The organism is Lentilactobacillus otakiensis DSM 19908 = JCM 15040, from assembly GCF_001434145.1.
In the GTDB taxonomy this organism is placed as follows: domain Bacteria; phylum Bacillota; class Bacilli; order Lactobacillales; family Lactobacillaceae; genus Lentilactobacillus; species Lentilactobacillus otakiensis.
In genome coordinates this window covers 1-13527 of the sequence record NZ_AZED01000013.1, presented here as the reverse complement: position 1 = coordinate 13527, position 13527 = coordinate 1, and the positions used below count along the sequence as shown (strand labels likewise).

Here is a 13527-nt window from a genome sequence, read left to right as displayed (position 1 = left end):
GAAGAGATATGATGGTTTCCAAACATTTGTCAGCATGTACAACAGTTCTTGTAGGTAAAAAGGCTTCAATCGACGGCTCAACGATGATCGCCAGAAATGACGACACATTCTTGCCATTAACGCCGCAACGATTCTATGTTGAGCCGGCTAACGATCACCAAACTGGTGAGTGGGCTTCAAACCAAAACGGGTTTAAAGCACCATTCCCTAAAAAAGCCTATCGTTATTCGTTGACGCCAAATGTGGAAGTCGACAAAGAGGGTGTCTACGCCGAAAGTGGCTTTAACGAAAAGAATGTTGCCATGAGTGCCACAGAAAGTGTCTATGGCAATGAACGGGCATTGGCATTTGATCCATTGGTAAAAGACGGCTTAGCAGAAGACTCTTTGCAATCCATGGTATTGCCATACATTGACTCTGCACGAGATGGTGTTCAATATCTTGGCAAGTTGATCAAACAGTATGGTTCGCCTGAAGGCAATGGTGTCTTGTTCAGTGACAACAATGAAGTTTGGTACATGGAAATTGTCACTGGTCATCACTGGGTTGCCCAACGGATTCCGGATGATGCCTATGCAATTGCTGCCAACCAAGTTGCCATCCAACAAGTTGACTTTAATGATCCCGATAACTTTATGTATTCAGAAGGTATTCAAGAATTTGTCGAAAAATTTCACTTGAATACTGATCAGGAAGGCTTTAACTTCCGTCACATTTTTGGCACTGACAACGAGAAGGATCGTCATTACAACACACCTCGGGTTTGGTTTGGTCAAAAATATCTCAACCCAGAAATTGAACAGTCACCAACTTCTTCCAACCTGCCATTTATTTGTCACACCGATCATAAAATCAGCGTTGAAGATGTTGAGTACATTTTGAGTTCACACTACAATGAGACGCCATATGACCCATTTAGTAGGGGCCATGAAGACACAAAAACACTATTCCGGCCGATTTCAATGAACCGGACCCAGAACTCGCATGTTCTACAGATTCGCAATGACATTGCCAATAACAGTAATGCGATTATGTGGTTATGCTTTGGTGTGCCAGCATTTTCACCATATGTCCCATTCTTTGCTAATGCGACGGATACGGACGCCACTTACGCCAACACACCAGTTCATTGTGATGATGTGAGTGCTTACTGGATGTATCGCAAGCTATCAATGTTAGTGGAATCCCATTATTCTGAATTTATTCAAGATGATGTCGACTTCTTGACCGACGTTAAAGAAAAGTTACGCCGTCACGTGCAAAACACGTTTGACGAGGGTAAAGTACTCAAAGGTGAAGAACTTACCAGTTACTTGACCGAACAAAATCATGAAGTTGTTAAAATGATGCGGATTGCAACGGAGCACTTCAATCATCAATTGATTGAAAAGGGATTGACTTTGTCGAAGTTGACATTTAATATGGATAAAAATCTGTAGGCTAAGTTTGAGCTTGATTTACAGAAAGATAGTCAAAAATACAAAAAAGCGATTGAAGTCAGAGAAAAGCTCTGATTTCAACCGCTTTTTACATTATTCATCTATTCGAACATATTCACTAAAGATAATTGATTGATCTGCCAATTCGTACCAAATCAATCCCTGATCATCCACAATCCGCGCTTTAATTGAAACCCGACTGCCGTCTTCCAACGCACCAATCGTGGTTCCATATGGTTCATCAAAGACGTCGATTTGCTGTCCGGCAACGAAGTTAATCGTTCCAAACAGCATCACTGGATTTCTGGAAGTTTTAGTGATCGGCGGAATCAAGTGGTTGGTTGGCGGGTCGCTGGGCTCAAGATGATCATTTTGAATCCATTCAAAGCCGCCAATATTTAACCAACTTTGATTGTCGGTCGTATCAATGCGCGCAAAAATTTTAGCAATGACATTAGCTGGCAAGCCGGTTTTCAGCACCTTGCCACTTGGTTCATCAAATACGTCGTGATCTGATTTTAAGCGGACATAATATTCAACCGGCTGAACCGTCTGCCAATTAATTCGACGATAGTAAAAGATGATACCATGTGTCCGATCGTCAAAGTAGCCGTATGTCTGCCCTGTGTTATTAATGACCCGGTAATCCGGGATATCCTCCGCGTGGACGTCATAGGGCTTACCAAGCTTGTCAGAGAGGATTCTGACGTGATGGAGGACTTTACCGGTGTCAATGTCTAGAAAGTAGACTAGAACCGGTAAGCCGTCCTTTAAGGCGTATCTCAAGGTGACTTCCTGATCGTCATCCTCAAAATAAGTTGAAAAATCTTCAATGGCACTCAAATAGTACCGATCGAAGCTGGGCAGCTGAATTGAAAAACGTTCACCACTGTTGCCAATTAAAATATCAGGTTCTTTAATCGGGTTGTCGTCTTCATCAAGATAGAAGAAGGTGACCCGTGATTGAATTTTTGGAATTGGTTCAACTTCAACTGGAGCCGGTTTTTGCTGCTGAAGCAGATCGTCGGATTCGCTATCGGATGCAACCGATTCTGATTGGATATCAACCTTGCCATCATCCACATCTTCGACTGGCTCAGAATTTCGACCTTGCCAACGTTTACGTTGATGGTAATCATGTCGACAACCACGACGATTCAACTGACCGTGAGATTGCGGCGACACAAACGTATTTAATTTTTGTTTAAGCCAATCCACGAACTTCATCGTTTTGAAACTCCTTCATAAATCTTCTAATAAAAATTATAGCATAATCACCATTGGCTCAAGTAAATTTAAGAATTATTTATGTAAAATAAGAGAGTGGGAAAAGGCGTTTTGATCCCAGAATTTAAGGGAATAAACCAATTATTCCCGGTTCTGGAATGATTGGTTTATTCCCTTAAATGGCCGGGATCAGCCGATTTGAGCACGTGTTGACTACGTAATAATGAAACCACTAAAAAAAGCTGAGATAAAAGTTTGTACTTTTGTCCCAGCCTTTAGTAAATGCTTATTTATCTGAATTCTTGGTATCGGGTTTTGCTTTGGTTGAAGTCTTTGCTTCAGCTTTGGCTTGACTCTTGATGACAATGTTACCTTTAGTGTCCACGTCAGCTGTTAAGGTTGCAGCATTTTCGTGATCCAAATAGTAGTCGGCAACTTTATCTTCGATTTGCTCTTGAATGACTCTTCGAAGTGGACGGGCACCCATAGCTGGATTGTAGCCCAAGTCGACTAATTTGGCTTTCGCTTTGTCAGTCACGTTGATCTGCAAACCCTGTTGTTTGAGCATGCCGTTGACATCGTTAATCATCAAAGAAACAATCTTCATCAAATTGTCCTTTGACAATGAGTGGAACTCGACAATGTCATCGAAACGGTTCAACAGTTCAGGCTTGAAGTAGTCGGTCAACTTATCAATAATTGAATGAGTCTTTCCACTGGCTGCAGCACCAAAACCAACGTTGGCTTCCGCATTACCCTGGCCGGCGTTACTGGTCATGATAATGATGGTATCCTTAAATGAAACTGTTCGTCCTTGACTGTCGGTTAAACGACCATCGTCAAGAATCTGCAGGAACATATGAAGAACATCAGGATGGGCCTTTTCAACTTCATCGAGTAAGATCAATGAGTATGGGTGACGACGAACTTGTTCAGTTAACTGACCAGCTTCTTCGTACCCAACATAGCCAGGAGGTGAACCGATCAGCTTAGCCACTGAATGCGGCTCCATGTACTCAGACATGTCAAACCGGATCATGGAATCCTTTGAGCCAAACAGTTCATAAGCGAGCTGCTTAGCCATTTCAGTTTTACCAACACCGGTCGGGCCGACAAACAGGAACGAACCAATTGGACGGCCGGTTCCATTGAAACCAACCCGGTTACGACGGATTGCCCGAGCAACTTTTTCAACAGCTTCATTTTGACCGATAACGTGTTTTTCAAGGTTAGGGGCTAGATTACGAAGCTGTTGTTGTTCCTTGGTTTGAAGTTCACCAACTGGAATTTCAGTCTTCTCTTCAACAATTTTTTCCATGTCTTGAGCAGTCACTTTTGGTGTGTCTGCAGAATCGACATTATCGTTATTCTTGGCATTTTCAAGTTTGGTTACTTGATCACGGTAGTAGGCGGCCTTCTCGTAGTCTTCACTCTTCAAAGCAGCCTGCTTTTGCTTTTCAGCACTTTGAATCTTTTCATCAACTGTGTGAGGATCAACAGCATTGATGGTCAGGTTCTTACGTGAACCAGCCTCATCAAGTAAATCGATCGCCTTGTCCGGCAAGAATCGATCCTGAATGTAACGGTCGGACAACTTAACAGCTGCTTCAATCGCATCATCAGTGTACTTAACGTGGTGGTAATCTTCATAACGTTTTTGAATACCCTTCAAAATCTTGATGGATTCTTCTGGACTTGGTTCATCAACCGTAACTGGTTGTAAACGACGAGCCAATGCTGAATCCTTTTCAATATCACGGTATTCCTTTAAAGTCGTGGCACCGATTAACTGGAATTCGCCTCGAGCCAAAGCTGGCTTTAAAACGTTTCCGGCATCCATACCGCCTTCAGCGTTACCAGCACCAACAATTTCATGAATTTCATCAATGAACAGGATGATGTCTGGGTTGTCTTGAACTTCCTTAATTAACTGCTGCATTCTTTGTTCAAATTGTCCACGGATACCGGTTCCTTGAACCAGCGAAACGACATCCAAACGGATAATCTGTTTATTTTGAAGTTTTGAAGGAACGTTGCCGGAAACAATTTCTTGCGCAAGTCCTTCGACCACGGCAGTTTTACCAACACCGGCTTCCCCAATCAAAACGGGGTTATTCTTTGTCCGGCGATTAAGGATTTCAATGACACGTTGAATTTCATTATCACGACCAATAACTGGGTCAACCTTACCGTCTTTAGCAAGCTGAGTCAGGTTGATACCGTATTGACCAAGCAGTGAATTTCCACCCTGGCCGCCTGTTCGCGGTCGGTTGGGTCCACCATTGTTGGGTCCCATCGGTTGGGTTGGTGGCACTTGTTGACCGTTAGTTGGGTCAACATTTCCGCCTTGCATGGCACGGAAAATGTCATCTAATCCACCAAAACCAAATGGATCTTGAGCCATATCTTGAGCACCTCCTGTATTACGTTGTTTATTGGATAGGAGTTGATAGCAATTTTGGCAAAGGTTAATAGTTTGCTTTTGCCCATTCACGTTAGTGTATAGGTGAATTGTTGCTGGGTTCTTATGGCAATTTTGACATAGCATTAATTGCTTTCCTCCTTTAATATAGAAATAAAAGGACAAGGGGGATCTGATAATCACTGACCAACTTTGACCTTTGAAATAATTATACAACATGATTATTTGTAATCAAGTAATTGAACTTCAATTGAGATGAAAGGAGATGAAGTGTTTTGGCAGACGAAAAGCAAGACTACAGCCAATTGTTAGCAAAATTGGAATCTGGTGAGATTGACAAGATTGAAGTCAAGCCGGAATCGTTCATGCAATTCCAGACGGCTTACATGAACTTTGACCATCGAAAACGGGTGATTGGTTCCGCAACCGAGGGTGGTGTGATTACTTATGTGTATGAAAGTGACAACAAAGAAAAAAAGTCTTAAAAACCCTGTAAGCGGTTAAGTTTAAACTTGTATTTTCCCTTATATATTGCTATTCTTAATTAAGTAAAGAATAAATTTAAATTTTGAGCATCATCTTCAAAATTTATAATCTTATCAGAGGAGATTGATTAATAATGGAAAAACGTCAATTTAATATCATTGCAGAAACAGGAATTCATGCACGTCCAGCAACTTTATTGGTACAAACTGCCAGCAAGTTCAATTCAGACATTACACTTGAATACCAAGAAAAGTCGGTTAACTTGAAGTCAATCATGGGTGTTATGTCACTTGGTGTTGGCCAAAGTGCCGCTGTTACCATTACCGCAGACGGTGATGACGAAAAAGAAGCAATTGATGCAATTACTGAAACAATGAAAGCAGAAGGACTGACTGAATAATTTCATGAAAGAGTTTAAGGGGATTGCCGCAAGTGATGGAATTGCCATTGCATCTGCATTTCGGTTAACTGAACCTGATTTAAGCTTTAAGAAGCGGAGCATTACTAATGCCTCTGATGAAATTAAGCGGCTTTATGCCGCAATTGATGTCTCAAAAGATGAGCTTTTAACAATTCAACAACGAACACTTGAAGACCTCGGCAGCAGTGAAGCTGAGGTCTTTAAAGCTCATGTGGCAATTTTATCCGATCCTGAACTGCTCAAGCGGGTTAAATCCACGATTGAAAAGGAGAAGGTAAATGCCGAATACGCTTTGAACAAAGTGACTGATGGTTATATTAAAATCTTCAATTCGATGACAGATAACGAATACATTAGGCAGCGTTCAAGCGATATTCATGATGTGACTAAACGTGTGTTAAGTCACCTCTTGGGTGTGCCGTTAGTTGATCCAGCTCTGATTCATCATCAGGTGATTATTATCGCCCATGACTTAACGCCAAGCGATACCGCTCAATTTGTGCCAACTTATGTAAAAGGGATTGTCTCAGATATGGGTGGCCGAACTTCTCATTCAGCGATTATGTCCCGTTCTTTGGAGATTCCGGCAGTGGTTGGTTTTAAAGGCAACCTTGCTGAAATTAAAAATGGCGATACGGTGATTGTTGACGGATCGACCGGCAATATCATTGTGAATCCATCCGATGCGCAAAAAGATGAATATGCTCAAAAACAAGTTGATTATCGACAACGAAAAACTCAACTGGCTGATTTTAAGTATCGGGAGACGAGTTCTTCCGATGGGAAGCATCCAATTATTGCCGCCAATATTGGAACTTTAGACGATCTTGATGGTGCGGTTGAAAATGGTGCCGAGGGAATCGGCTTATTTCGAACTGAGTTTTTATACATGGATTCCAACCATTTACCAACCGAAGACGAACAATTTAATGCTTATAAGACCGTTCTCCAGAAGATGGGGGATAAACCGGTGATCATTCGAACCGCCGATATTGGTGGGGACAAAGATTTGCCTTACTTAGATGTGCCTAAAGAAGCCAACCCCTTCTTAGGCTATCGGGCAATCCGGATGAGTCTGGATAAGTTGGATATTTTCCGGACACAATTGCGGGCACTTTTGCGGGCTTCAGCATTTGGAAACCTATCCGTCATGTTCCCGATGGTGACAACGATTAATGAGCTCAAAAAGGCCAAAAACATTTTGAACCAGGAACGGATTAAATTGATTCGGGACAAGGTTCGAGTAAAGCCTATTAGAATTGGAATTATGGTTGAGGTACCAGCGACTGCTTTGTTGGCTGATCAATTTGCCAATGAAGTTGACTTCATGAGTATCGGGACCAATGATTTGATCCAGTATGTCATGGCAGCTGATCGCGGTAATCGGATGGTTTCATATTTATATCAACCATACAATCCAGCCGTGTTACGATTAATTAAAAACATTATCGATGCCTGTCACGATAACAATCTCCCTGCCTACATGTGTGGGGAGATGGCTGGTGATCAGACGGCTATTCCAGTTCTGGTTGGCATGGGCCTCAATGAATTCTCCATGAGTGCGTCCTCGATTTTGAAGTCTCGGGCACTGATTAAGCGCCTGGATTCCAGAGAAATGGTCACCCTTGCCAATAAGGCAGTTACCATGGCCAGTACAAGTGAAGAAGTCACCGCGTTCATTCGCCAGGCAACTAATGAAATCCAATAGATTTATAAATAACTTAAAGAACAAGCTGTCAAGGGCGTCAAACCGTCTGTTGTCGGCTTGTCCTTTTTGTTTGGATGGTTTGCAATACCAGAACTAAACAAATATAATTACAATGATTGTGAATCCGTGTGTTTACGCAAGGTAACGACGTGATTCAACGTATCAATACCGATTTTTATCAGAAAGGGGTGTCAGCCGTGAATATTGGAATTTTTACCGATACATATTTTCCGCAGGTAAGCGGTGTTGCAACCTCGATTAAGACACTTAAGAATGAATTGGAGCGACAGGGAAATCAGGTCTATATTTTTACAACGACTGATCCCCATGTTGATAAGGACACATATGAGCAAAATATTTTCCGGTTCTCGAGTATTCCATTTATTTCGTTTACTGACCGGCGAATCGCGGTTCGTGGGTTGTTCCAAGCCTATGAAATAGCTAAAGAACTCAACTTGGATATTGTTCATACACAAACCGAGTTCTCTATGGGAATGATTGGCAAATTTGTTGCCAAAAATTTGAACATTCCAGTTGTCCACACTTACCATACGATGTATGAAGATTATCTGCATTATGTCGCCAATGGTAAATTGCTCAAGCCTGTTCATGTCAAAGAAGGCACCTTGGCGTTTTGTTACCACTTGTCCGGCGTGATTGCACCTAGTGATCGAGTGTTGGACAAATTAACCGATTATGGTGTTAAAAGTGAAATCCGGATTATCCCAACTGGAATTGATGTGGATATGTATGCTGAAGAAATCAAAACCGATATTCGCGCGGAATATCACATTTCAAAGGATACGCCATTGATGCTTTCAATTAGTCGACTCGCATATGAGAAGAATATTTCTGAAGTAATCGATTATTTGCCAAAGATTTTGCAGCGGGTACCTAACGCCGTGTTAATGATTGTTGGTGACGGCCCTGCCAAAGATGATTTGATGAGTCAAACCCATGCATTGCAGCTTGATGATCACGTTATCTTTACTGGCGAAGTTGAAAATGATCATGTCAACGCATTTTACCGAGCATGTGATGTTTTTGTATCAACATCAAAATCCGAGTCTCAAGGCCTGACCTATATTGAAGCCATGGCAGCTGGATTGCCGGTAGTTGTCGCTGCAAGTGACTATACCAATGGCTTGCTAAATGCTGAAACTCTTGGTCAAACATTTAAACAAGATGACGAATTTGTTGGAATTGTGACTCATTACTTGAAGCATGAGGTTGATACCAAGACGCCAAAGGCCCAACAGATTTTAAAGACGAAGTTGACGGCTATTTCCGCTGAAACATTTGGTAAACGCGTCATTGATTTTTACCATTCAGTTGCCGTTGCACAAGAATTACAAGACGATGCAACAACTAACATAGATTAGAATTTTTCCATAAGGAGTTTGTATGTTAAAGATTAATATGTTCTCAACCGCAGATAAGGTCAAAGGGCAGGGGGTTGGCAGTGCTTATGTAGAGCTTGTCCGAATGCTTAAAGACCACTTTCCAAATGACTTTGATATCAAAATTAATAGCTACGCCTCTGCGGATATTAGCCACTATCATACAATTAATCCCAGTTTTTATTTTTCGACTTTTTCGAAAAAACGTGGTCGTAAAATCGGCTATGTGCATTTTATCCCGGAAACCTTAGAAGGCAGCATCAAAATTCCCCAACCATTCAAGACCATTTTCTATAAGTACGTGATTGCGTTTTATAAACGAATGGACCACATCGTTGTGGTCAACCCGTCATTTATCCCTAAGTTGGAACGTTATGGGATTCCCAAAGAGAGAATTACGTACATTCCTAATTTTGTCAGCAAAGATGAGTTTTATGACGTTGATGATCAAACTAAACGATCCCTTCGAGTTAAGCACGGCTATGATCCAAACCGTTTTACGGTTCTAGGCAGTGGTCAGATTCAAACGCGAAAGGGCGTTTTGGATTTCGTCAAACTCGCCAAACAAAACCCAAGTGTTCAGTTCATTTGGACTGGTGGCTTTTCATTTGGCAAAATCACCGAGGGTTATGCGGACCTCGAGAAAATCGTGAAGGATCCACCCAGCAACCTATCATTTCCAGGCATTATTGATCGGGCCAAAATGGTGCAATACTACAACATGTCCGACTTGTTTTTACTGCCGTCGTATAATGAATTGTTTCCAATGTCTGTCCTCGAGGCATTTTCGACAAATACACCAGTCATGCTGCGAGATTTGGACTTGTACAAATCCATCATCAGCGGCTACTATCTGCCCGCAACTGATGAAAATCAAATGAACGATCAGCTTCACGAGCTTCTTTTAAGCCCCGACAAATTGGCAGCCCTTCAAAAGGAGACCACTATTGCCAGCGAGCGTTATTCTGAAAATCATTTAGCTAAAGTTTGGTATGATTTTTATAATCAACAGGCTAAGGAAGGTTAATAATGTCACGAAATAATAAAATTACCCTCTTTACGATGGTGATAATTGGGATTGCGATTATCGCATACTCAATGAGGGACGTTAAACTGAGTCTGCTGATTCATGACCTGTTCACGCTGAACCCGTGGTGGATCCTGGTGGCTTTTTTATGTATTTGCGCCTATTTGTTAATTGAGGGTGTGATTACCAAGGTACTCGTGTCTAATCGAGTTGAGAACTTTACTTTTAAGGATGCTTTGCGAGTGCCACTGGTTGAGCAGTTGTTCAACGGGATCACACCATTTTCATCTGGCGGCCAGCCAGGTCAACTGATTGTGATGCTGCAGACGGGAATCGATGGTGGACGCGCCAGTTCTGCTTTACTGATGAAATTCGTTGTTTACCAAGGGATGATTGTGGTCAACTTTTTCATTAGTCTACTAATTGGCTTTCATTTTGTTGCCAGCAAGCTTCATTTTTTGGCACTGTTTGTCATTTTTGGCTTTCTAATTCATTTTTTTGTTATTGTTGGCCTTTTACTCATCATGTATTGGCCGTCGTTCACAAAAAAATTGGCCACATTGCTTTTTCATCCTGTAAAATGGTTTATAAAAGACGAAAAGTTTTACGCAATGCGGGAAACGATGTATTCAAAAATCGATAATTTGTTCGAAGAAAGTGTTCGCATTGGCCGCCAACCCAAACTGTTATTGAAAATCATTGTTTTAACCTTTTTCCAACTGCTTTTTTATTACTTAATTCCATACTTTATCATGTTGTCGCTTGGTTACACGGGCGTTAACGTGATTATGGTGACAAGCTTGCATATTATGATCGTCATGATCATTTCATTGTTTCCGATACCAGGTGGTTCCGGTGGTGCTGAATTCAGTTTCGAGTCACTTTTCCACAGCTTTATGTCGAGTAACAGCAAGCTGGTATTAGCAATGATTATTTGGCGAATTTTAACGTATTACTTTGGAATGGCCGCTGGAGCCGGGGCTTTATTAGTCAAACCAGATAAAGTTGATGATTCTGATAATCGGGTAAAATAGCTGATTATAAGAAATATTTGGAGGAACAGGAATGTTAACGGATAAGAAATATCGTTTTTCAAATCTTTTAAACACGAGGATTGGCTTCTTTTTACTGGTGGTCCTTTTATTTTGTATTAAGACTTATATTGCATATCAGACCAAATTTAGTTTGGGTGTTAAAGGTGGCATGCAGGAGTTTCTGCTCGCAGTCAATCCGATCCCGGCAGCTCTGTTAACTTTGGGGATTGCCCTTTATTTTAGTGGCCGTTTGTCGTATTGGCTGATGATGATTATTGATACCTTGGAGACGGTTTGGATTTTTGCCAACATCGCCTATTATCGTGAATTCTCTGACTTCCTGTCCTTGGGAATCATTAAGGGAAGTGGCAATGTTCAAAACAATTTGGGGAAGAGTTTGGCTGAAATCATTCATTTCAGTGACTTTTTTATTTTCCTAGATATCATCATTTTAGTTATTTTGCTGGCGTTTCATGTGATTCGAATTGATGCAGAACCGTTTAAAAAGCGTTGGGCGCTCCTCATTACCTTCGTTTCTTTTCTGCTAATGGGCGGTGAATATGGCCTCGCAAGTACGGATCGCTCTGGTTTGCTGACCAGAACTTTCGATAACAACTACATTGTTAAATATCTCGGGCTTAATGAATATGCGGCGTTCAACGCTTATCAAACGCAGAAAGAATCTGCAACTCGTTCAAAAGCCAAAGCCAGTGATATGGATAGTATTTTGAAATATTTGAATCACAGTCGGGCAAAAGCCAACCCGGTTTATTTTGGTAAGGCCAAGGGTAAAAATGTCTTTATTATTCATTTGGAAAGTTTCCAGCAGTTCTTAATTGACTATAAAGTTGATGGCCGAGAAGTTACACCACACTTGAATGCATTTTTCCATAACAAAAATACCATTGGATTTGATAATTTCTATCATCAAGTGGCACAAGGTAAAACTTCCGATGCTGAAATGATGTTGGAGAATTCCTTGTATGGTCTGCCACAGGGATCTGCGATGGTTACCTATGGTGCTCAGAATACGTACCAGGCGGCACCTGCCATTTTAGATCAACGCGGCTATACTACTGCGGCCTTTCACGGGGATGTTCCAAGCTTTTGGAACCGAGACAGCACCTACAAGTCTTGGGGCTATGATTATTTCTTCAGCTCTCAGTACTATAAGACTAAACCGTCGTACAGTGTTGGCTATGGATTGAAAGATAAGATCTTCTTCCGCGATGCTGCCAATTATATTCAACAATTGCCTCAGCCGTTTTATGCAAAGCTGATTACTTTGACGAACCATTATCCATACCTGTTGGATAAACAGAATACGGATTTCCCTGCTACCAAGACAGGGGATGAGACAGTTGATCCATATGTTCAGACAGCCCATTATCTTGACCAGGCGTTTGCCGAGTTTATGAATTACTTAAAGAAGACCGGTTTGATGAAGGACAGTATGATTGTTGTGTATGGTGACCATTATGGGATCTCAAACAACCATCGACCCGCAATTGCCCAACTCTTACACAAAAAGTCCGTTAACAATTATGATTTGGCTCAATTTCAGAAGGTACCCTTTATGATCCACGCTCCTGGACTCAAAGGTGGAATCGATCATTCCTATGGTGGTGAAATTGACGTTTTACCAACGATTTTGCATTTGTTGGGCGACAAGAATAATAACACCATTCAATTTGGTACAGACTTGCTTTCGAAACAGCATGATCAACGAGTTGCCTTCCGTGATGGCGATTTTGTCACACCGGAATACACCAAGGTTGGTAGCGATGTTTATTTGACTAAGACTGGAAAAGAAATCAAGCCGAATGCTAAACAGAAACGTCAGTTGGCAAGCATTCAAAACCATGTTACAACTGAATTATCCTTATCTGATCGTGTCATTTGGGGAGATCTGCTTAGATTCTATACACCAAAAGGATTTAAGAAGGTCAATCGCAAAGACTTCACTTATCAGTACACCAAAGCCTTGGATAATTTGAAGAAGGCACAGAAGGAAGCACCAACGAGTATCGAAGCAAAGAACGATGGCAAGTCAACGATGAATCTATATAAGACAGATGCACCAGAGTTAAAATAAAGTTTAGAATGATCAGGCAAGACGATAGTGTCTTGCCTTTTTGTTTTGGCTAAATGATTTTTGGTGATACTTAAAATAATCAAATCGAGATTAATTTGCAATTAGGTATTGACTGATCGATGAATTTTAGATATATTTATAGATGCTGTTTTTGTTGTTAACGAGTGACGCCAATCAAATCGATTGAAATTGTTTGTTGACATGAAAAGATCAGCGTGGTATATTTAAATAGTTGTCGCGAGAGATGATTCATCTCTTCCAACAACGA

The 13527-nt window shown here is 41.3% G+C and carries 10 protein-coding genes; 8 read left to right on the top strand and 2 right to left on the bottom strand.

The window, feature by feature from the left end:
- The first annotated feature begins 8 nt into the window (after nucleotides 1-8).
- Nucleotides 9-1439 carry a C69 family dipeptidase gene (locus tag FD05_RS05965; RefSeq protein WP_020281187.1) on the top strand — a complete coding sequence of 477 codons (1431 nt, stop codon included), beginning with the start codon at nucleotides 9-11 and terminating at the stop codon, nucleotides 1437-1439.
- Nucleotides 1440-1532: 93 nt separating this feature from the next.
- Here FD05_RS05965 and FD05_RS05960 read toward each other — a convergent pair whose 3' ends face one another.
- Entirely contained in the window at nucleotides 1533-2666 is a 1134-nt protein-coding gene (locus tag FD05_RS05960) for a MucBP domain-containing protein (protein ID WP_020281188.1), read from the bottom strand.
- Nucleotides 2667-2952: 286 nt separating this feature from the next.
- A complete protein-coding gene (locus FD05_RS05955; protein ID WP_039932852.1) occupies nucleotides 2953-5214 on the bottom strand; it encodes an ATP-dependent Clp protease ATP-binding subunit in 2262 nt (753 codons plus the stop codon).
- Between the two features lie 149 nt (nucleotides 5215-5363).
- Here FD05_RS05955 and FD05_RS05950 point away from each other — a divergent pair, with 149 nt between their 5' ends.
- From FD05_RS05950 to FD05_RS05920, 7 genes are all read left to right on the top strand, one after another.
- Nucleotides 5364-5573 carry a hypothetical protein gene (locus FD05_RS05950; protein ID WP_020281190.1) on the top strand — a complete coding sequence of 70 codons (210 nt, stop codon included), beginning with the start codon at nucleotides 5364-5366 and terminating at the stop codon, nucleotides 5571-5573.
- 134 nt (nucleotides 5574-5707) lie between these two features.
- Nucleotides 5708-5974 (top strand): phosphocarrier protein HPr, encoded by a 267-nt coding sequence (locus FD05_RS05945; protein WP_020281191.1) that lies wholly within the window; start codon nucleotides 5708-5710, stop codon nucleotides 5972-5974.
- Nucleotides 5975-5978: 4 nt separating this feature from the next.
- A complete protein-coding gene (ptsP, locus tag FD05_RS05940) occupies nucleotides 5979-7703 on the top strand; it encodes a phosphoenolpyruvate--protein phosphotransferase (RefSeq protein ID WP_020281192.1) in 1725 nt (574 codons plus the stop codon).
- Nucleotides 7704-7900: 197 nt separating this feature from the next.
- Nucleotides 7901-9085 (top strand): glycosyltransferase family 4 protein, encoded by a 1185-nt coding sequence (locus FD05_RS05935; RefSeq protein ID WP_191980523.1) that lies wholly within the window; start codon nucleotides 7901-7903, stop codon nucleotides 9083-9085.
- 22 nt (nucleotides 9086-9107) lie between these two features.
- On the top strand, nucleotides 9108-10130 hold the full coding sequence (locus tag FD05_RS05930) for a glycosyltransferase family 4 protein (protein ID WP_020281194.1): 1023 nt from the start codon (nucleotides 9108-9110) through the stop codon (nucleotides 10128-10130).
- Between the two features lie 2 nt (nucleotides 10131-10132).
- Nucleotides 10133-11164 (top strand): lysylphosphatidylglycerol synthase transmembrane domain-containing protein, encoded by a 1032-nt coding sequence (locus FD05_RS05925; protein WP_039932854.1) that lies wholly within the window; start codon nucleotides 10133-10135, stop codon nucleotides 11162-11164.
- Between the two features lie 31 nt (nucleotides 11165-11195).
- Nucleotides 11196-13259 carry an LTA synthase family protein gene (locus tag FD05_RS05920; RefSeq protein ID WP_020281196.1) on the top strand — a complete coding sequence of 688 codons (2064 nt, stop codon included), beginning with the start codon at nucleotides 11196-11198 and terminating at the stop codon, nucleotides 13257-13259.
- The last annotated feature ends 268 nt before the right edge of the window (nucleotides 13260-13527 follow it).